The following is a 21,296-nucleotide window of genomic DNA, read 5'->3' as shown; positions in this document are numbered from 1 at the left end:
CTTTTGAAGGTTTTAAAACTAGAATTTTAGCAAAAATAACCTCTCTAACATTAGTGCAATATATCAATAAATTTATCTTTGACAGACCAATTAATAATATCAAAATTCAAATCATTTAATTTCACCCAACGGGTTAATTTAATAATAAGATACTATTAATAAATTTTCTATAAATTTCTTTGTGTTGTTTATTATTGTTTCTTTTTATTTCAAATTGAAATAATGTATTCTCTACAAGAATTTCAAAACAATTTTTCTGAAGTTGTTTGTACTTAATGATTTTTGAATTATTAAAAAAATCATGAACTGTGTCTAAAGAAAAATTGTTAAAAGTAAAATCTTCTTTAATTCTAAGAATTTTAACACTAAAACTATCTTTAGAAATTACTTTAGTAATATCGTTTTTTTGAATTACTTTTCTATTATTATCTGTTTTGGTAATTATTTCCGCACTTAAATCACGGTAAAACCTCACATTTTTATTGGTTTTACATGAAAAAATAATCAATGATAGGATTGTTAAAAATATATATGTGATAAATTTCATTTTTTAAAATTAGGAAAACAAATATAAACAAATAAAATTCTTATACTGAAATGTATATGCCAATTACATTGGCTGCAAACAGTCATTAAAAAAACCTGCAAGTCTTTCAACTTACAGGCTATCTTAATACTTAATTCTTCTATCTTAATACTTTACAAATTCATAAAAAAATCATTCCCTTTATCATCTGTAATAATAAACGCAGGAAAATCTTCAATTTTTTATAAATATAATTTATTGTGGTTTAAACCCTAAAAAATTATAATATTTTGTGGTTTGAGTCATAATTTATTATATTTGTAACATGATAGCAAGAACGATAACCCAAAATTTAATAACCGATTGCGACAACAAGAAAGCTGTTGTTGTTATTGGACCAAGACAAGTAGGAAAAACAACGTTAATACAAAAAATAGTAGAAGACAAAAAAACCTTGTTCTTAAATGGTGATGATCCACAAACCAGATTGCAATTAGTCAATGCTAATTTTCAATTTTTGATGCAAATGGTTATGGACTATGAAACCATTGTCATTGATGAAGCCCAACGTATAGAAAATATTGGTTTAACGATTAAAATGCTTGTAGATGCAAAATTGAATAAACAATTTATCTTAACAGGTTCTTCGTCTCTTGATTTAGGTAATCAAATTAATGAACCATTAACGGGAAGAAAATGGGAGCATCAATTATTTCCCTTGTCGTGGAGTGAAATCAAAAATCATTATTCCTTTCCTAATGCATTTAGTAGATTAGAAGAGTTTTTAATTTATGGAATGTATCCTGAAGTAGTTACAAATTCAAATAAAAAGAAAATACTTTTACAACTTTCAGGGAGTTATCTGTACCAAGATGTTTTAGAACTAGTAAACATAAAAAAACCTGATTTGTTAATGAAATTGCTTAATGCACTAGCGTTGCAGCTAGGGAGCGAAGTGTCTTACAATGAATTGGCAAAAATATTAGGTGTTGATCGCATGACGGTCATCAATTATATCGATTTGTTAGAGAAAGTATATGTTATTTTTAGACTGCATCCATTTTCAACGAATCAAAGAAATGAAATTACAGCAAAACCAAAAATCTATTTTTATGATAACGGTATAAGAAACGCTATTATAGGACAATTCAATCCATTGCAAAGCAGACAGGACGTAGGCGCTTTGTTTGAAAATTTCTTTATTAGCGAAAAAATGAAACAACTAAGTTATACTGGTTTTTATGGAAAAACACATTATTGGAGAAACACGCAACAAGCAGAAATTGATTTTATTGAAATAAACGAAGGAGAAATTTCGGCTTATGAAATTAAATACAATCCCAACAAAAAAGTAAATTTCACAAAATCATTCACGGAAAAATACCACCCAAAAGAAACGTTAATAGTTAATAAGGATAATTTCTGGGAGTATTTGCAATAATTTATTTTGAAATATATTCTAGAATAAAAAAACCTACAAGGTTCTAAAAACCTTGCAGGTTTGTCTATTTTCTTGCTTCTTTTCTCTTTTTTCTAAACTAAAGATTCATAAAAAAATCATTCCCTTTATCATCGGTAATAATAAATGCAGGGAAATCTTTTACTTCGATTTTTCTTACGGCTTCCATTCCTAATTCTGGGAAATCTACAACTTCAACCGATAAGATGTTTTCTTTCGCTAAAATTGCAGCAGGACCACCAATCGAACCTAGATAGAAACCGCCGTGTTTTTTACAAGCGTTCATTACGTCTTTGCTTCGGTTTCCTTTAGCTAACATAATCATGCTTCCGCCAGCCGCTTGGAATTCGTCTACATAAACGTCCATTCTTCCTGCAGTGGTTGGTCCAAAACTTCCTGAAGGCATTCCGTCTGGAGTTTTTGCTGGTCCAGCGTAATATACAGGATGGTTTTTGAAATACTCTGGCATTGGTTTTCCAGCGTCTAATAATTCTTTGATTTTTGCATGTGCAATATCGCGAGCTACAATCAAAGTTCCGTTTAATTTCAAACGTGTTTTAATTGGGTATTTTGATAACTCAGCTAAAATTTCAGCCATTGGTTTGTTCAAATCAATTTCTACCGCTGGCTCTAAATGAGGAGCAGTTGTTGGTAAAAACTGAGCTGGATTGGTTTCCAATTGTTCTAAGAAAATACCATCTTTCGTGATTTTTCCTTTGATATTTCTATCTGCCGAACAAGAAACTCCCATTCCCACCGGACAAGAAGCCGCGTGACGTGGTAAACGGATTACACGAACATCATGTGTTAAATATTTTCCACCAAATTGCGCTCCAATTTGACTTTCTTGACAAATAATCTGTACTCTTTTTTCCCATTCTAAATCGCGAAACGCTTGACCTGCCATATTTCCAGAAGTTGGAAGATTGTCATAATAACCTGCCGAAGCTTTTTTCACGGCTGCTAAGTTTGCCTCCGCAGAAGTTCCACCAATTACAATAGCCAAGTGATACGGAGGACAAGCCGCCGTTCCTAAATCCATAATGCGCTCACGAACAAATTCGTCTAACGATTTTTCATTCAACAACGATTTTGTCTTTTGATATAAAAACGTTTTGTTCGCCGAACCACCACCTTTTGTTAAAAATAAGAATTCATATGAATTTCCTTTTTTCGCATAAATATCAATTTGCGCTGGTAAGTTAGAACCTGAGTTTTTTTCTTCAAACATCGAAATCGGAACAATTTGCGAGTAGCGAAGATTTTTATTTTGGTACGTATTGTAAATTCCTTTTGACAACCATTCGCCATCATCAACTCCTGTGTAAACGTTTTCACCTTTTTTAGCAACTACAATTGCAGTTCCAGTATCTTGGCAAGAAGGCAATTGACCTTCTACAGCTACAGCAGCATTTTGCAATAAATTATAAGCCACAAAACGGTCGTTGTCTGTTGCTTCAGGGTCTTCGATAATGTTTCTTAGTTTTTGTAAATGTGCCGAACGTAACATAAACGAAACGTCGTCCATAGCTTCTTGAGCTAATAATTCTAATCCTTTTGGGTCCACCACTAAGATTTCTCTATCGCCAAGTTGCTCTACTTTTACATAGTCAGAAGTTAATTTTTTGTATTGTGTATCGTCTTTTAAAATTGGATACGGGTCTTGATATAAAAAGTCCATTGTGTGTATGTTTTGAAAGGTAAAGTTACGGATAACCTATAAGGTTTCCAAAAGCAATCTTGAAAGTTTTGAGTCTACTAACCTGCAAGGTCTTTTTTGACCTTGTAGGTTTGTTTGAAAGATTATCTGTTTTTATTCAAGCATATGTTTTTCAGATAAAATTTCATTTTTAAAGTCATGGCAATAAATAAAGTTATTTTTAGAATCGAATAATTGAATTACTTCGTTCCTAAGTAATTTCGTTGGTTTATCTGAAATTATTGATTGATAAGAAGAGAACGGAAAGTTTTTGTAGTTAATATCTAAATGATGTTTAGGATTTAAATGAACATATTGAATCAAATTTAATAAATACGTTTCATTTATAATTTGTATTCTTTTAAAATGTTTTTCAAACAAACTTCCAGTTCTATTGTTTTGTTTGTTAAAAGCTTTTGCATATGCATTGAAAAGATTTGAAAGAGCTTGAGTAATTTCTTTTTCATTTACAATTCGAATAATAAAATGAAAGTGATTATCCATTAAACAATAAGCAAAAGTATCGGCTTTGTTTTCCAAATATTTTGAATAGAGTTTTAAAAAATAGTGTTTGTTTTCGTCTGAATTAAAAATAGTTTCACTATTTATGCCTCGGTTGTAAATGTGATATACTTTGTCTTTTTCTAAAACTTCTAATTTCATGGTATATTTTTTTTGATACCTACAAGGTTTTGGAAACCTTGCAGGAATTCAACTCGTTAAAAAAACCAACTCGCCACAAAAATAGCGGTAATAACACAAATTAAATCTACTAAAAGCATCATTCCTAAGGTATAACGAGTGTTTTTCACGTTGATACTTCCAAAATAAACCGCAATTACATAGAAAGTCGTTTCGGCACTACATTGGAAAATACAGCTCAATCTTCCGGTTAAGGAATCAGGACCAAATTGCTTCATCGCATCAATCATAAATCCTCGTGAACCACCAGAACTAAAAGGACGCAACATCGCTACAGGAAGTGAATCGGTAATTTCTTTGGCTACACCAAGATGTGCAAAGAAAAAGGAAATTCCGTTGGCAATAATTTCAAACAAACCACTGTTTCTGAATAAGGAAATCGCTACTAACATTCCCATTACATAAGGAAAAATAGTAACTCCAGTTTTTAATCCGTTATTAGCTCCAGCTACAAAAGTGTCGAAAATGGTTGTTTTTTGTTCCACGAATTTCTTCTCTTGAACGAAAGAAAATATCAAAGTTCCTCCAATGATTAAGATTAATAATAATCCCGAAAGGTTAGAAGTAAAATAGTTTTTTCCGATTAAATCCAAACTGTTTACATAGAATAATAATCCAACAATCGCTCCGATAACTCCCATTAAAGCCGCTAATAAAGAAGCACTTTTGAAGTTCACTTTTTGTTTGATTCCGACTAAAATGAAAGCAGCAATAGTTCCGATGAACGATGTAATAATACAAGGCAACATTACATCAGCAGGATTAGCAGCATTTTCAGCCGCACGATAACCAATGATGGAGGTTGGGATTAAAGTTAAACCCGCTGCATGCAAACACATAAACATGATTTGGGCATCACTCGCTTTGTCTTTATCCGGATTTAGTTCTTGTAAACTTTGCATGGCTTTTAATCCAAATGGAGTTGCGGCTGAATCCAATCCTAAAAAGTTAGCAGAAAAATTCAATGTCATATAAGAAATCGATTCGTGGTTTTTAGGAATCGAAGGAAAAACTTTTGCAAACAACGGACTTAATTTCTTAGCCAATCTTTCCGAAGCGCCTGAAATGATAAGCAATTCCATGATTCCACAAAAGAAAGCTAAGTAAGCAATTAAAGGTAGAATCAAATCGAATAAACTGCTTTTGGTCATAGGAAGTAAACCATCGGCTTTTTGTTTTCCGCTGTAGATTTTTACGGTTTGTTTGTTGTAGACGTATGTGGTGTCGGCATCGGCTTCATTTTTATTTAAGACGAATGTTTTATCTTCCTTTTTTTGAACACTATCTTGTACAAATTGAGGCAGTTCATTTAAATATTTTTCACCGATTAAAAGGGGTTCGCCCTGTTTGCCATTCAACACATAATCAATAGAATAGTACTGCGATGAGAACAATCCAAAAACAATAAAAAAGATAGACGATATAAATATCACTAACCAGAATCTACTTAAAACCATGTGTTATATTTTTTGTAAATGTAGTAAATCAAATTCAAGTTCAATTTCAAAAATTAAGTTCAATTTTAAACATGAATAATTTCATCTTCAACTAACAAATCTTCTCGTCTTAATCGCAGGAAAATTTGAGCTACAGCAATTACATCTTTTTCACAATACGTAATTATTCTGTCGATGTCGTTTTCTACATAAAAAACGTGTGCGACTTCGCTACCGTCAATGTCGTCTTTTGGTGAAGGAATTCCAAGAACTTTAGTTAATAGTTTTAAAGAAGTAAAATGTTTATAATCGCCAAATTTCCATAATTCTAAAGTATCTAAATGAGGTACTTCCCATGGTTTTTTACCAAATAAATTCAACTTATTAGGAAGAGCAATTCCATTAATTATCATACGTCGAGCAATAAAAGGAATATCAAATTCTTTGGCATTATGACCACACAAAACATGTTGGGCACCATTAAAATGCGTATTCAATAAATTAGAAAAATCGTTTAAAATTTTCTTTTCATCACCCCAAAAACTAGTAACACGAAAGTTTCGAATATCGGCTTTATTAACAAAGTAACCCACTGAAATGGTAATGATTTTTCCAAATTCAGCCCAAATTCCAGCGCGTTCGTAAAAATCTTCCGCTGAGACTTCATCTTTTCTTTGATATTGCGTTTTTTGTTCCCAAAGTTGTTGAGTTTCATTATCTAAACCGCGATAATTGTGGTATTCTGGAACCGTTTCAATGTCTAAAAACAGGATGTTGTTTAAATTAATTTTTTCAATCATGAGAGTAGTAGTTGTTTAAATTAATGTGCTATTTTTTCTTATCCCTTTGTGCTAACATGTTGTAGGTTTCTTCAACATAAATATATAAATCGTTACTATGTGGGTCTGTTTTAGTTTGAAGTCCTTTCAAATGTCCTAATCTAACAATGATTAAATCGTCTTCAGGAATTACGATTACAAATTGTCCTAAATGACCGCGCATGTAAAAAAGTTTTTTTCCTTTAATTTCGTGCATCCACCACCCATAGCCATATTCTGGACTTTTTTCGAAACGAGGCTTGATACATTTTTTCACAAAAGCACTATCTAATAATTGTTGTCCATTCCACATTCCATTATTTAGATAAAGTTTTCCAAAACGGGCAAAATCTCTTGCATTACTTGCAATACAACAATAGGCTTTTTCAATTCCGTCAGGCGCTTCATCTAATTGCCAAAGCGCTTCGTTCTCTGCTCCCATAGGCTGCCAAAAGTGTTTCGAAACATAATCTGATAGATGCTCACCAGTGGCTTTTTCAATACAAATCGCTAATAATTGAGTAGCACCACTTAAATATTTGAAAGATTGTCCCGGTTTTTCTTTGATGTCTAATCCTAGAATCACATCCTTCAAATTATCATCAAAATAAGCACGAGTTACAATAGAAAACGGACTATAATATTTTTCATCCCAACTTAATCCAGAAGCCATTGAAGATAAATCGCCGATAGTAACTTCTTTGGCATATTTTCCTTTTAGTTCAGGAAAAAAGTCGGTTACTTTTTGATCTAAACTTTTCATTTTTCCTTCCATGATTGCTTTCCCCATAGCTATAGTAACCACACTTTTTGCCATAGAAAAAGAATTGGTTTTAGAATTTTTATCAAATCCATCAAAATAACTTTCGTGCCAAATGCTATCATTTTTAATGATGAGATACGCAATGGTTTGCAGTTCTTTGTGATTTTTTGTCAATACTTCAGTAGCGGGAACGGAATTATAATCGGAAGCAATTGCCCATGGTTGTGCAGTTCCTTTTTTGATTTCTCTGTTTGGAAATTCTTTATAATCTTCTAAAAATGCAGTCGTATAGCCTTTGAAGTAAATGGTTCTTACTGCTCGTAATAAATAATCTACATTAAAAAGGTACATTAAAACGATGATGCTTACTATAATAATAGCAAACCATTTGAGGAATTTTAAGAGAAATTTCATGAGCTAATTTTATAAGATTGCGTTATAAAAATAGCAAAAAGTGATTTGATTTTACAACAATCTAAAATAAACTTTCTTGTTGAGTAGGATTTTCATGCTCTAAAAGCCATTTTTTACGCCACAAGCCACCTGCATAACCCGTAAGGGAACCATCACTTCCAATAACGCGATGACAAGGAACCACAATCCAAAGTGGATTTTTCCCATTGGCTGAAGCAACGGCTCGAATTGCTTTTACATCCCCTAATTTTTTTGATAATTCTAAATAAGAACAGGTTTTTCCAAATGGAATATGAAGTAATTCTTGCCAAACTTTTTTCTGAAAGTCGGATCCAATTGGATTTATTGCGAATGTAAATTCTTTCCTTTTTCCATCAAAATAGTCTTGAAGTTGGGAAATAACTTCATTGAAAATTTCGGGAATTTTAGTTGTTATTTCTACAGGTTCATCCAATATACATATTTTAGAGATTCCATTTTGATCTCCTTGTATTTCGGCTACACCTAGAGGTGTTTTAATCGTGATAATTTCCATTTTCAAATATAAAAAAACCACCCGTAAAGGTGGCTTAATAAGATGTAAAAAGTTGAATTAATAATATTGTTATGATTTGATTTCTTCTTTTTTATCAGTTGCAGGCTCTAAAACTTTTCCTTTGAATGATAAAGTTTTAACTGCTTCAACACCATTTTCTGTTGTTGTAATAGTAACTGATTTTTGAAATTGACCACCAGCTGCAGCGTTAAATGTAGCAGCTACCATTCCTTTTTCTCCAGGTTTGATTGGAGTTTTTGTGTAATTTGCTGCAGTACATCCACAAGCTGGTCTTACATTTGTAATTAAAACCGTTTCTTTAGTTGTATTTGTGAAGGTGAATTCATAAGTTACAGGTTTCCCTTTTTCAATATCACCAAAGTCATGAATTTCTTGATCCCATTTGATTGCAGATTGAACCGGTGCAGCAGGGGTTTTAACTTCAACAGGAGCAACTTGCATAGATTTAGACGCTTCAATTTTAGCATCTTTCACTTGTGCAAATGAAGCAGATGCAACAAAAAGTGCGATAATAGATAATTTAAATGATTTCATACTCTATAATATTTTTAGTTATTTTAAATTTGTTGACACAAAACTAAAAAACTTTTAAATTGATGTTGTTAATTAAATTTTAATGATTGTTAATGACATGTTAATAGAGGTTTTTAATGACACTTTTTTTGTAATATCGAACTCATTATGAAGTTTAACAAATTTAATACCGTAATCTTAGCTGGGTTTATAGCAATTGTTGGTGTAATCATAATGCAATTGTTTTTACTCAATCAAGCCTATATTTTTGAGAAGAAGGATATCGAAGATAAAATTCATTTTGCCTTGCAAGATGTGGTTAATAAAATCTACAGAGACAATAAAAAAGAGCTTCCAATAGGTAACCAAATTAAAAAAGTTTCAGAAAATTACTTTGTTGCAAATGTTAATGATGTTTTTGAAAATAATATTTTAGAACAATATTTAAAAAACGAGTTTGAAAAAGTAAAGTTGGAATTAGATTATGAATATGCTATTTATGACTGTAGTTCTGATGCAATGGTTTATGGGAACTATGTTTCTGCAAAAGGAAAAGAACCTTCAAAATTTTGTGCCGATTGTTTCTCTAAAAATAGTGATTTAACGTACTATTTTGCAGTTCGTTTTCCCAATATCAAACAAACCTATTTTAGAAGTTTATCTCAATATTGGATTTTTACAGGAGTATTGTTCTTGGTTTTAATCATTTACGTGTATTCCGTTTTATTGATGTTAAAGCAAAAGAGATATACCGATTTGCAGAAAGATTTTATCAATAATATGACGCATGAGTTTAAAACACCATTGGCTTCTATTTTGATTGCTTCCAATTACGCCAATACTCAAAAGGAAATTATCGATAATCCTAAGCTTTCAAAATACATGCAGATTATTATCAATCAAAGTAATAAACTGAACCAACATATCGAGAAAATTCTATATGTAGCCAAGACGGAAAGCAAACAAATTGAACTAGAAAAATCGAAAGTTGATTTGAAAGTATTATTGGAATTAGTTCGAGAAAACATATTTTTAAAACATCAAAAAGAGATTAACATCGATATTCAATTAGATCGAAATTATAGTATTCAAGCCGATGAATTTCATTTTTATAACGTGATTTACAACATAATCGATAATGCAGTAAAATATTCTAATCAAAATCCAGAAATCAAAATCCAATCAAAAGAAAATTCAAAAGGATTGACTTTAAAATTCACTGATAACGGTTGTGGAATTCCAGAAAATGATTTACCATTTATTTTTGATAAATTTTATAGAGTAACACGAGAAGATAGTAAGGATATAGAAGGATTTGGAATTGGACTTTCGTATGTAAAACGCGTTTGCGAATGGCATAAATGGAAAGTCGATGCCAAAAACAACGAAGAAAAAGGAATCACTATATCCATTCAAATTAATAAAAACGATTATGAGTAAGAAGCGTATTTTGTATGTTGAAGACGACGAAACTTTAGCGTTTTTAACCGCTGATAATTTAGAGCAACATTTTGATGTGACCCATTGTGCAAATGGCAAAGAGGCTTTTCAATTGTTTTGTAAAGAATCTTTCGATTTGTGTGTTTTGGATATTATGTTGCCCGATATGGATGGATTTGAAATGGCAACTGAAATCAGAAAACGAAATCAAGAAATTCCGATTATTTTCCTTTCAGCAAAAACCATGAAAGATGACCGAATTAAGGGTTTAAAATTGGGTGCTGATGATTATTTGGTAAAACCATATTCAATAGAAGAATTGATTTTAAAAATAGAAATTTTCTTAAACCGAAGTCAGAAATCAACCGATAATTCAACACAAAAACAATATACATTTGGAAGTTTTCAGTTTGAACCTGAGAATTATTTATTAAAAAATGACAATCAAAGCATAACTTTAACCGAAAGAGAAGCCTCACTTTTAAAACTGTTTTTAGACAACCCGAATACCGTTTTAAAACGCGAAAAAATCTTAATGGAATTATGGGGGAGTGATGATTATTTCCTTGGCAGAAGTTTAGATGTATTTATTTCAAGATTGCGAAAAATCATAAAAGAAGAAACCCACGTGAGAATTGAAAACATTCCGCGCGTGGGCTTTAAATTGGTGGTTGAGTAAATTTTTTACTCGAAACTCATCATATATACTTCTAAGGCTTTGCGTTCTTCAGCCGTCATGGCTTTTGTAATGGCAAAGTTAGCTTTCATAGTTTCGTATTGTGATGGGTCAACAATCGCTTCGCCTTCTTCGTTAATGAAAGCAGCAATACTTGCACCTTTTTCTTTGTAAATCTTTGCAATTTCTTTAATAGAAGGACCTACAACTTTTGCATCTGCTTTATGACAAGCAGTACATGTTCCTTTACCTTCGAACAATTCTTGCCCTTTTGCTAGTAATGGATCAACTGTAGTTTCTGTTACTACTTCTGTTTTTTCTTCAACAGGATTTCCGTAGGCATCAGTTTCTTTTTTTTCGCCACAATTCGTTAAAGAAATGGCTAATGTAAAAACAGCAAACGATTTAAATATAAGTTTCATTTTGATATGATTTAGAAATATTGATAAAATTACACTATAGATTTCAGTTAATTTGTGACATTTGTCATATTACTTTTTATTTAATAGAATTGCCGCTTCTTTAGCAAAATAAGTTGAAATCAAACTCGCACCCGCTCTTTTGATACACATTAATTGCTCCATCATAATTTTGTCATGGTCTAACCAACCTCTTTCGGAAGCGGCTTTAATCATCGCATATTCTCCTGAAACATGAAAAACTGTTACCGGAACATCCACCGCATTTTTAACTTCACGAACAATATCTAAATAAGCGATTCCTGGCTTAACCATTACCATATCAGCGCCTTCTTCCACATCCCAAAGTGCTTCTTTAACCGCTTCGATGCGATTAGCATAATCCATTTGGTAGGTTTTTTTGTCTTTCGGAACTTCTACATCAGCATCTTTTGGAGCCGAATCCAAAGCGTCTCTAAAAGGACCATAAAACGCCGAAGCATATTTAGCTGAATAACTCATGATTCCCACATTGTGAAATCCCGCAGCATCTAAACCTTGACGTAAACGTAAAACACGTCCATCCATCATATCACTTGGGGCAACAAAATCGGCACCCGCTTTTGCGTGAGAAACCGCCATTTTTACTAAAGCATCATTGGTGGCATCGTTAGCCACATCGCCTTTTTCGATAATTCCATCATGGCCATAAATCGAATACGGGTCTAACGCTACATCTGGCATTACAATCATTTCTGGACAAGCTGCTTTAATAGCACGAATAGCTCTTTGCATCAAACCATTATCATTCCAGGCTTCTTTTCCAGTGTTATCTTTTAAATCATCGCTAACTTTTACATAAATATTTACGGCACGAATTCCTAAAGCGAATAATTCTTTCACTTCTTCTACCGTTAAATCTAATGTACGACGGAAAATTCCTGGCATAGAAGGGATTTCTACTTTAGTATTTTCTCCTTCCATGATAAACATCGGAAACATAAAATCAGCCGGACTCAAGCTGGTTTCGCGAACTAAACTTCTTATGGATTCGTTTACTCTTAAACGACGACCTCTGTGTATTGGAAACATATTATTTTATGATTTGTGATTGATATTGGATAATTATACCCAATCTATTGGTTTTGCTAATATTTTCAATAATTTTTCTTCTTCGCTTCCTGGTTCAGGATGATGGTCGTACACCCATTGTACATGTGGTGGCAAACTCATCAAAATACTTTCTATTCTTCCGTTAGTTTTAAGACCGAAAAGTGTGCCTTTATCGTGAACCAAATTGAATTCTACATAGCGACCACGGCGAATTTCTTGCCAAGTTCTTTGCGCATCTGAATAAGGTAAATCTTTTCTTCTTTCCACAATGGGAACATATGCTTGCAAGAATGAATTCCCAACTTCAGTTACAAAGTTGTACCAATCTTCCATTTTCATGGTTTCGGTTTCTTTTAAATAATCGAAAAACAAACCACCAATTCCTCTTGCTTCATTGCGATGTGCATTCCAGAAATACTCGTCGCATTTCTTTTTATAGTTGGGATAAAATTCGGGATTGTGTTTGTCGCAAGCTGTTTTACAGGTTTGATGAAAATGTTTGGCATCTTCTTCAAACAGATAATACGGAGTTAAATCTTGTCCGCCACCAAACCATTGGTTGATGATGTTACCGTTTTCGTCATACATTTCAAAATAGCGCCAATTAGCATGAACCGTAGGCACCATTGGGTTTTTTGGATGAATGACCAAACTCAATCCGCAAGCAAAGAAATCTGCTTCTCCTACGCCGAACATTTTTTGCATCGTATCAGGCAATTTTCCATGAACAGCAGAGATGTTTACACCACCTTTTTCAAAAACTTGACCGTTTTCAATAACACGTGTGCGACCGCCACCGCCTTCTGGTCGTTCCCAAATGTCTTCACGAAATTTGGTACTACCATCAATAGCTTCTAATCCTTTACAGATTTGATCTTGTAGGTTTTGTATGTAGGTGTAGAATTTATTTTTCATTTTTTACTCTAAACAATTTTAAAAAATATAAGCTTGATATTAGTAAGTGTATTGTAAAAGGAATTGTGAATTCAAAATGTTTTAAATTTTCAATTTTTACAAAAACAATAACCGCTGTAATTAGCAGCAATTGACCTAGAAAACCCAATATTAATCTTTTATTTAAATATAAAATTATTCCTAAAATTGATAATATCAGAAATAAATTTTCAATTGAAAGCAATATAAACTCATCTGTTAAAGAAAAGATTTGAAGTATCAATAAACCAATTACTAAAAAAAAAGGCAAACTAACATGTGGAGTTGGAATGCAAATAAAAAGAAATAGTAAAATGGACAAGTATTTCAAATTAACACCATTCATAATTATTTATACTCTTTCACTGCTTCCACAAAAGCCTTAGCATGATCCACAGGAATATTTGGTAAAATGCCGTGACCTAAGTTTACAATGTATTTGTCTTTTCCGAATTCGTCAATCATTTCGTGAACCATTTTTTTGATGGTTGGAATTGGCGATAATAAACGGCTTGGATCAAAATTTCCTTGTAACGTGATGTCACCACCAGTTAAGTAACGTGCATTTCTTGGTGAACATGTCCAATCTACTCCTAAAGCAGATGCTTTTGATTTTGACATTTCGTTAAGTGCGAACCAACACCCTTTTCCAAAAACGATTACTTCTGTTTCTTCAGCTAAAGCTTCTACAATTTGGTTGATGTATTTCCAAGAGAATTCTTGATAATCTACTGGAGAAAGCATTCCTCCCCAAGAGTCAAAAATCTGAATCGCATTACAACCTGCTTTTACTTTTTCTTTCAAGTATAAAATCGTGGTATCGGTGATTTTTTGCAACAATAAGTGTGCTGCTACAGGATTTGAAAAACAAAATCCTTTTGCTGTATCAAAACTTTTAGAACCTTTTCCTTCTACAGCATAACAGAAAATTGTCCATGGCGAACCAGCGAAACCAATTAAAGGCACTTCGTCATTCAACATTTCTTTGGTTAATTTTACCGCATCCATCACGTAACCTAAAGTTTCGTGAATATTCGGCACAAAAACCTGATTTACTTGTTCAGCTGTACGAATAGGATTTGGAATTATCGGACCTAAATTGTCTTTTAATTCTACGTGAATTCCCATAGCTCTTGGAACTACTAAAATATCTGAGAATAAAATCGCAGCATCTGGTTTTACAATTCGGATAGGTTGCACTGTGATTTCAGCTGCTAATTCTGGAGTTTCGCAACGGGTGAAGAAATCATATTTATCGCGCAAAGCTCTAAATTCTGGTAAATATCTTCCGGCTTGACGCATCATCCAAACAGGTGGACGTTCAACAGTTTCTCCTTTTAATGCTCGTAAAAATAAGTCGTTCTTTAACATGGTTTTTGTTTTAATTGCAATTTGTTTCTTCCTGATAATTTCTCGAGAAAAATCAAAAGCGCTATTTTATTTATAATATTTTATTACTTCATCAATTACATGTTCCACGGTGGGTTGTGATGTAATTACTATGTTTTTTGTTTTGTTTTCTAATGCTTTTGCCGTGGTGGTTCCAATGCAAAAACAAGTTTTATTTTCTAAAGTGTTCTTTTCTAAAAAGCTATTGACTCCAGACGGACTGTAAAACAAAACACCATCACATATTTCTTTGATTTGGTGTGGTTTCAGCTTGGTTTCATATACGACAATTTCGTTATATGCGATTTTATTTTGCTGAAAAAAAGCAGGAATCGTATTTCTTCTGATATTTCCGCAAAAGAAAGTAAACGTATTACTTTTATATTTCGAAGCAATTATTTGAATCAATTCTTCGGCATAATCGGTACTTTCTAAAACGGTGAATCCTTTCTTTTCTAGAAAACTTCGGGTTTTATTTCCCACACACAAACAAGACTTTGAAAGAACGTTTTTTGTTTCAGATTTTAAAACACTTTTTACCGCTTCTTTACTTGTAAATATTAAGTAATCATTGAGCTGAGGTGTTTCAAAATCAATAGATTTAGTTTGAATAAAATTCTTTTCTACAAGTCCAATTTTAGCATCAGAAAGTTTGTCTTTTAATGCTTTTGAAAGTTTTTTTGTAGAGAGAATTCGCGTCATTTTAACTTCTAATTTGGTGTTCTTCTTGTCCTAAACAATACGTTTCAATGTCTTTATTGTATCCGTAAACTACTAAGATATCGTCTTCCAATACAATGGTATCTGGTGACGGACGACCAATCGTTTCTTTAACAATGGATTTTTTTCCAATAAGATTTCGTTTTTCTCTTTTTCGGATAATAGTAACTAATGTCAAACGATATTTATCGATAGAATCTAATTCAGCTAATGTTTTTCCAAAGAATTCTGGTTTTGCTTTTACTTCAGAAATGGTATAATTATCATCTAATTGGTAATTTTCTAAAGTCGATTTAAAATTGATTTGCTTCGTTAATCGGTCTGCCGATTCTTGTTCTGGGTGAATAATGCTGTGAATTCCCATCGCTTCTAAAACTGTGTCGTGTATAGGCGACAAAGCTCTACTAATGATTTTTACATCACTCAATTTTTTAATAATGGCTGTTGTAATAATAGCTGCACCTTCATTTTCTCCTATGGCTACCACTACTTTATCAGCATCTTTTAAAGGTAAAGCTTCGTAAGACAATTCATTAGTAGAATCTAAGGCAATTGCATGCGAAATTTTATCTTTTACTAAATTTACTTTTTCGATGTTTTTATCTACACCAATTACTTCGTTTCCTGTTTCAGTTAAACTGATAGCAAGCGACATTCCGAAGTTTCCTAAACCAAATACGATGATTTTCATTTGGACAAGTTTAGTTGATTAATATATTTTCTTTTGGATATTCGTAAAATTGATGATTCAATCTACGTAATAAACCTACCATTAAGTTGAGCATTCCAATACGACCTATAAACATACAAGCAATTAAAACATATTTACTTGGTTCTGTAACGGTTGGTGTATAGTTTAAACTTAATCCTACTGTACTATATGCAGAGAAGCATTCAAAAGCAACGGTTAATAATGGTGTTCCTTTTGGTTCAAAAATTAACATTGCCACAATTGATATCCCAATTGTTATTAACGAGATACACAAAATAGCAAATGCACGAGAGGTAGATTCTGATGAAATTCTTCTTCCAAACAATTGAATTCTGCTCTTTCCGCTTGCCACGGCAAAAATATTTAGTGTTGCTAATGCAAAGGTACTTGTTTTTATACCACCGGCAGTAGATGCAGGCGAACCTCCAATCCACATTAAAAAAATGATAAACAAAAGAGAAGGAACATTCATTTGTGTGAAATCAACAGCATTAAATCCGGCAGTTCTTGGAGTAACTGCGTTGAACGATGCGGCTGTTATTTTACCAAAAATAGAATGGTGTTCTAATAAAGTATTGTTGTATTCTGAAATAAACAAGAAAATGAAACCACCCACCAATAAAAATATTGTAGTGTAAATAACAATTTGTGTGTTTAAAGTAATGATTCTAACCTTTTTATGAATAATTGTTTTATCGAATAGCTCCACCAAATGGGTTTTGATTTTCTGATAAAAATTAAAGACGATGTTATGACCTAAACCACCCAAAACAATCAAAGTCATTACAATCCATTGTAAGAAATAATCAAAACGAATGGCTTCATCATAAAGTCCTGCAGACAAAATGGAAAATCCGGCATTACAGAAAGCGGAAATTGAATGGAAAATGGAGAAGAAAAATTTATTTTCAATGGTTGTGACATCTAAAATGGAAGAGTAAATAAAAGCAGCTCCAACTGCTTCTACACCAATAGTAAAAATTACCACATTCAATGCCGCTCTAAAAACGTCTTTTAAACCTTCATGAGCAATAAAATCTTTAGTGTTTAAACCTTCTTTAAAAGAAGAACTTCCTCTAAAAAAGAAAGCAAAGAAGGAAGTGAAGGTTAAAATTCCGATTCCACCTAATTGAATTAAAACTAAAATTATGGATTGTCCTACAATCGTGAATGCTGATGATGTATCAACTACCGTTAATCCCGTAACACAAACGGCACTTGCAGAGGTAAACAAGGCATTTGTAAAAGTTATTCCATTTGTGGTTGCACTTGGAAGCATCAATAAAAAGCCTCCTGTTAGGGCTAAAATCATAAAACTTCCAACAAATACAATGGCAGGATTAAAATAAATATCATAAATATGACGAACTAAAACTAAGAGTCTTAGTAAAAAATAAAAGATAAGTCCACCTTCAAATATTGGTTTTACTTTTTGAAGAATATAATCAAAAGGAAAATTAAAATTTAGGATAGCAACTATTCCAGAGGCAAGCAACATTCCGGTTATTAAAACCATATTTACAAGTGCTACTTTTTTATTGCTTTTGTATTTAAAGGTTAAGAATTTAAACGTGTTGAACGCTAGAAGTCCAATGGTAAGAAAAATTAACCCAATAACATGTGGCGAATTATAATTTTCTTCGAAGTCATATCCAAAGTCAAAAACTATGAAAAGGAGTACGATGATATCAAAAAAGCGATATAAATAATTGAGTAACGATTCTTTCTCCATTTTGGAACAAAATTACTTTTTTAAATCACGACGAATGCTTTCCATTAAAGCACTTCCGCCATTGTTTAAAATTGCTTCGGCACAATTTTTTCCGAAGTTTTTAAAAGAATCAAAAGTACAACTTTTTTTGATTGTGTGTTTTTCTTTTCCGTCCAAAGAGAATAAAACGCCTTCAAAATCAATTTTATCTGATGAAAATGTTGCTAAAGCTCCAATTGGTGCTGTACAACCACCTTCAAGTGTTTTTAAGAATTCACGTTCAATGTGGGTACAAATTTCGGTCTCAGCATGGTTTAATTTGGATAATGCTTCTTTACAAAAATCATCTTTTTCCATAGCAACAACAACCATTGCACCTTGTGCTGGTGCTGGAATCATCCAACTTAAATTGATATAATTTTCTGGTTTTAAATTGATGCGTTCTAATCCAGCGGCTGCAAAAACAGCTCCGTTCCAATCGCTATCATGTAGTTTTTGCATACGCGTATTTACATTTCCACGTAAATCAACCACATTGTGATTTGGATATTTATTTAGCCATTGGGCTTGTCTTCTCAAACTTCCCGTTGCAATAGTTCCTTCCGAATTTAAAAAATCTAAATTGCCTTTATGAACTAAAATATCAACTGTGTTGGCACGTTCCAAAACAGCGGCTTGAACAATTCCAATAGGTAAAGCCGTTGGCACATCTTTCATTGAATGTACCGCAATATCTACCTGGCCATTAATCATTGCGATGTCTAAGGTTTTGGTAAAAATTCCAGTGATTCCTAATTCGTAAAGTGGTTTGTCAAGAATGATATCTCCTTGTGATTTAACTGCAGTAATTTCAGTTTTGTAACCTAAATCATTTAATTTCTTTTGTACTGTGTGTGCTTGCCAAAGGGCTAATTCGCTATCACGAGTTCCTATTCGGATTGTTTTGCTCATTATTTTGAAACCGTTTCTAATTGGAAAATTTTCTCAATCCATTCAATACTTTCGTCCACCATAGTTTCATCATCTTTTAAATGATTAGCAAAATGATTCGTTATTTTCTGAATGATTCTTGCAGTAATCAATTCAGCTTGTTCCTCGTCGAAATTTGCTAATTTTTTACGTTGAAAATTCAATTCTCCTTCTTTTATTGTATTCAGTTTTGCTTTTAAAGCATGTATGGTTGGTGCAAATTTACGTTGTTTGGTCCAAGCGATAAATTCATCTTTAATTTCATCTATAATAGCTTCGGCAGCTGGAATGTGTTTTTTTCTATTTTCAAGAGTTTCATCCGTAATTTGCGAAAGTTCATCCATGTGAACTAAAGTAACACCTTCAATATCTTTTACATTTTCGTTTACGTTTTTCGGAATCGATAAATCTAAAATCAATAAAGGTTTTTTCAAATTTAAGATGGCTTTGTCAACAGTTGGGTTTTGAGCTCCGGTTGCTACCACAACCACATCTGCTTTTTGAAGTTCTATTTGTAAATCTGCATAATCTTTTACAATAACATCAAGTTTTCGAGCTAATCTTTCGGCTTTTTCTTTAGTTCTGTTGATTAATGTGATTTGCTGGTGTTTTGTATGTTTTACAAGGTTTTCACAAGTATTTCTTCCGATTTTTCCTGTTCCAAAAAGTAAAATGTTTTTAGAAGCAATGTCTTCTACATTTTTAAAAATATATTGAACCGATGCAAAAGACACAGAAGTTGCGCCTGAAGAAATTTCGGTTTCGTTTTTGATTTTTCTACTCGCCTGAATTACCGCATTGACTAATCTTTCTAAAAAAGCATTTACTAAGTTTAATTCTTTACTTATTACAAAGGCATTTTTTAATTGACTGATGATTTCAAAATCACCTAAGATTTGACTGTCTAAACCAGTACCAACACGAAACATATGATTAATGGCTTCACTATTTTTGTATACAAAAGCTACTTTTTGAAAATCTTCAACCGTTCCTTGACTGTTTTCACACAATAATTTGATTAATTGAAATGGATGTTGTGCAAACCCATAAATTTCAGTTCTATTGCAAGTAGAAGTTACAATTAAACTATCAATACCTTCAGCTTTGGCTTGATGCAATAAGTTGGTCTTGGCTTGTTCATCCAAACTAAATTTCCCTCTCATTTCAGCATCCGCTTTCTTATAACTCAAACCTACGGCATAGAAAGTTGGATGCTTTGCGAATGTATTGTTTTCCATATGATCTAATCTTTCCTAAAAGTTTAACAAAATTATATTTTCCAATTTTATAAAAACAACGCTAAAAGTACTTTTTGTGTCGCTCAACGATATTTTAAAGACAATGGTGTCTCTTTTGTGATATTTCACTAAATTTGTAATGTATTCGAGGGTTGAGAACTGCTTTATATAGAATAATTCTAAATAATATTGTTTCGACCTATTTTGTATATATACGGAAAAATATCGCTATGGGTTCATTAGAAGAAATAAAAATTGAAAACGAATTTATTTTATTGCGTTTTCAAAATGATAGTAACGAAACAATTAAAATTGAACGACCTGTAAATCAAGGCCTTATTCAGTTTCATTTTGGTTTAAAGGGAAAAGGTAAATTTATTTTTAATCAGGGAAATTATGCTTTAGATTTAAAAGAAGAGAAATCCCTTTTGTTTTATAATCCGCAAAAAGAATTACCAATTCATTTAGAATTGGCACCCAATACTTGGATAATTTCGGTAATTGTTTCGATAAAAAAATTTCATGGATTATTTTCAGCAGAAGCTGAGAACATTCCTTTTTTAAGTGAAGAAAATAAAGACAAGAAATATTACAAAGAAAACGATATAAGTCCTTCTATGTCAATTGTGTTAAGTCAGATTTTTCATTATAATTTAAATTCTTTTATTAAAAACTTGTATTATAAAGGAAAAGGATATGAACTGTTAAGTTTATATTTCAATCGTTCAGAAGATCCAAATGCAGAACAATGTCCGTTTTTGATTGATGAAGAAAATGTTTTAAAAATTAAGAAAGCAAAAGAAATTATTATCGCTAATATGGCGGAACCACCTACGTTAGAAGTTTTGTCTGAACAAGTAGGGTTGAGTCTTAAAAAGTTAAAAATGGGTTTCAAGCAAATTTATGGCGATACGGTTTATGGTTTTCTATTTGATTACAAAATGGACTACGCACGACAATTGCTAGATAGTGGTTCGTATAATGTAAACGAAGTGGGGTTAAAAATTGGATATAGTACAGGAAGTCATTTTATTGCGGCTTTCAAGAAGAAGTTTGGAACAACTCCCAAAAAATATTTGATGAATTTGAATGCTAATATTGAATAGTTCAA

21 protein-coding genes and 1 pseudogene are annotated in these 21,296 nt (G+C 32.2%); 5 read left to right on the top strand and 17 right to left on the bottom strand.

Going from position 1 to position 21,296, the window contains the following annotated elements; genetic code table 11:
- Positions 1–119, top strand: a pseudogene (locus ACE3PD_RS11295) (IS982 family transposase); the annotation flags it as partial.
- 14 nt (positions 120–133) lie between these two features.
- Here the strand turns inward: ACE3PD_RS11295 and ACE3PD_RS11290 are convergent.
- Positions 134–547: a hypothetical protein gene (locus ACE3PD_RS11290; RefSeq protein WP_374402514.1), complete on the bottom strand. Its 414-nt coding sequence runs from the start codon at positions 545–547 to the stop codon at positions 134–136.
- A gap of 304 nt (positions 548–851) precedes the next feature.
- Here ACE3PD_RS11290 and ACE3PD_RS11285 point away from each other — a divergent pair, with 304 nt between their 5' ends.
- A complete protein-coding gene (locus ACE3PD_RS11285; RefSeq protein WP_374402512.1) occupies positions 852–1,967 on the top strand; it encodes an ATP-binding protein in 1,116 nt (371 codons plus the stop codon).
- Positions 1,968–2,064: 97 nt separating this feature from the next.
- Here ACE3PD_RS11285 and ACE3PD_RS11280 read toward each other — a convergent pair whose 3' ends face one another.
- The 7 genes from ACE3PD_RS11280 to ACE3PD_RS11250 form a co-directional block, all read right to left on the bottom strand.
- The gene (locus ACE3PD_RS11280) at positions 2,065–3,666 is read right to left on the bottom strand and encodes a fumarate hydratase (protein ID WP_374402511.1); all 1,602 of its coding nucleotides are present in this window, start codon (positions 3,664–3,666) and stop codon (positions 2,065–2,067) included.
- Positions 3,667–3,798: 132 nt separating this feature from the next.
- Complete coding sequence (locus ACE3PD_RS11275; RefSeq protein WP_374402509.1) at positions 3,799–4,347, bottom strand: transposase; 549 nt, start codon at positions 4,345–4,347, stop codon at positions 3,799–3,801.
- A gap of 56 nt (positions 4,348–4,403) precedes the next feature.
- Positions 4,404–5,843 (bottom strand): nucleoside recognition domain-containing protein, encoded by a 1,440-nt coding sequence (locus ACE3PD_RS11270; RefSeq protein WP_374402507.1) that lies wholly within the window; start codon positions 5,841–5,843, stop codon positions 4,404–4,406.
- Positions 5,844–5,908: 65 nt separating this feature from the next.
- Positions 5,909–6,622, bottom strand: coding sequence for a 3'-5' exonuclease (locus ACE3PD_RS11265; protein WP_374402505.1), 714 nt, complete (start codon positions 6,620–6,622; stop codon positions 5,909–5,911).
- 28 nt (positions 6,623–6,650) lie between these two features.
- Positions 6,651–7,817 (bottom strand): serine hydrolase domain-containing protein, encoded by a 1,167-nt coding sequence (locus ACE3PD_RS11260; RefSeq protein ID WP_374402503.1) that lies wholly within the window; start codon positions 7,815–7,817, stop codon positions 6,651–6,653.
- A gap of 61 nt (positions 7,818–7,878) precedes the next feature.
- Positions 7,879–8,352: a methylated-DNA--[protein]-cysteine S-methyltransferase gene (locus ACE3PD_RS11255; RefSeq protein WP_374402501.1), complete on the bottom strand. Its 474-nt coding sequence runs from the start codon at positions 8,350–8,352 to the stop codon at positions 7,879–7,881.
- Positions 8,353–8,421: 69 nt separating this feature from the next.
- On the bottom strand, positions 8,422–8,907 hold the full coding sequence (locus tag ACE3PD_RS11250; protein ID WP_374402500.1) for a DUF1573 domain-containing protein: 486 nt from the start codon (positions 8,905–8,907) through the stop codon (positions 8,422–8,424).
- A 147-nt stretch (positions 8,908–9,054) separates the two neighbouring features.
- Between ACE3PD_RS11250 and ACE3PD_RS11245 the strand changes: the two genes are divergently transcribed.
- Both ACE3PD_RS11245 and ACE3PD_RS11240 read left to right on the top strand, forming a co-directional pair.
- Positions 9,055–10,326, top strand: a complete 1,272-nt coding sequence (locus ACE3PD_RS11245) for a sensor histidine kinase (protein WP_374402498.1) — start codon at positions 9,055–9,057, stop codon at positions 10,324–10,326.
- Positions 10,319–11,005 (top strand): response regulator transcription factor, encoded by a 687-nt coding sequence (locus tag ACE3PD_RS11240; RefSeq protein ID WP_231835603.1) that lies wholly within the window; start codon positions 10,319–10,321, stop codon positions 11,003–11,005. The genes ACE3PD_RS11245 and ACE3PD_RS11240 overlap by 8 nt, the downstream gene beginning before the upstream one ends.
- 5 nt (positions 11,006–11,010) lie before the next feature.
- Here the strand turns inward: ACE3PD_RS11240 and ACE3PD_RS11235 are convergent, their stop codons facing one another.
- From ACE3PD_RS11235 to hemA, 9 genes are all read right to left on the bottom strand, one after another.
- Positions 11,011–11,424 (bottom strand): c-type cytochrome, encoded by a 414-nt coding sequence (locus ACE3PD_RS11235; protein WP_374402495.1) that lies wholly within the window; start codon positions 11,422–11,424, stop codon positions 11,011–11,013.
- A gap of 69 nt (positions 11,425–11,493) precedes the next feature.
- Positions 11,494–12,492, bottom strand: a complete 999-nt coding sequence (gene hemB / locus ACE3PD_RS11230) for a porphobilinogen synthase (RefSeq protein WP_374402493.1) — start codon at positions 12,490–12,492, stop codon at positions 11,494–11,496.
- A gap of 33 nt (positions 12,493–12,525) precedes the next feature.
- The gene (gene hemF, locus ACE3PD_RS11225; RefSeq protein WP_374402491.1) at positions 12,526–13,428 is read right to left on the bottom strand and encodes an oxygen-dependent coproporphyrinogen oxidase; all 903 of its coding nucleotides are present in this window, start codon (positions 13,426–13,428) and stop codon (positions 12,526–12,528) included.
- A gap of 366 nt (positions 13,429–13,794) precedes the next feature.
- A complete protein-coding gene (gene hemE, locus ACE3PD_RS11220; RefSeq protein ID WP_374402488.1) occupies positions 13,795–14,817 on the bottom strand; it encodes a uroporphyrinogen decarboxylase in 1,023 nt (340 codons plus the stop codon).
- Positions 14,818–14,883: 66 nt separating this feature from the next.
- Positions 14,884–15,537: a uroporphyrinogen-III synthase gene (locus ACE3PD_RS11215; protein ID WP_374402486.1), complete on the bottom strand. Its 654-nt coding sequence runs from the start codon at positions 15,535–15,537 to the stop codon at positions 14,884–14,886.
- 1 nt (position 15,538) lies between these two features.
- On the bottom strand, positions 15,539–16,246 hold the full coding sequence (locus ACE3PD_RS11210) for a TrkA family potassium uptake protein (RefSeq protein ID WP_374402484.1): 708 nt from the start codon (positions 16,244–16,246) through the stop codon (positions 15,539–15,541).
- Positions 16,247–16,256: 10 nt separating this feature from the next.
- A complete protein-coding gene (locus ACE3PD_RS11205; protein ID WP_374402482.1) occupies positions 16,257–17,999 on the bottom strand; it encodes a TrkH family potassium uptake protein in 1,743 nt (580 codons plus the stop codon).
- A gap of 12 nt (positions 18,000–18,011) precedes the next feature.
- The gene (gene hemC, locus ACE3PD_RS11200; protein WP_374402520.1) at positions 18,012–18,932 is read right to left on the bottom strand and encodes a hydroxymethylbilane synthase; all 921 of its coding nucleotides are present in this window, start codon (positions 18,930–18,932) and stop codon (positions 18,012–18,014) included.
- Positions 18,929–20,185 (bottom strand): glutamyl-tRNA reductase, encoded by a 1,257-nt coding sequence (hemA, locus tag ACE3PD_RS11195; protein WP_374402480.1) that lies wholly within the window; start codon positions 20,183–20,185, stop codon positions 18,929–18,931. The genes hemC and hemA overlap by 4 nt, the downstream gene beginning before the upstream one ends.
- A 230-nt stretch (positions 20,186–20,415) precedes the next feature.
- On the opposite strand from hemA, the gene ACE3PD_RS11190 reads away from it, so the two are divergent.
- Entirely contained in the window at positions 20,416–21,291 is an 876-nt protein-coding gene (locus tag ACE3PD_RS11190) for a helix-turn-helix transcriptional regulator (RefSeq protein ID WP_374402478.1), read from the top strand.
- Positions 21,292–21,296 lie beyond the last annotated feature (5 nt).

The organism is Flavobacterium sp. (genome assembly GCF_041911335.1).
Taxonomy (GTDB): Bacteria; Bacteroidota; Bacteroidia; order Flavobacteriales; family Flavobacteriaceae; genus Flavobacterium.
The sequence above is the reverse complement of the archived record's forward strand: the minus strand, read 5'-3'. Positions and strand labels throughout refer to the sequence as shown.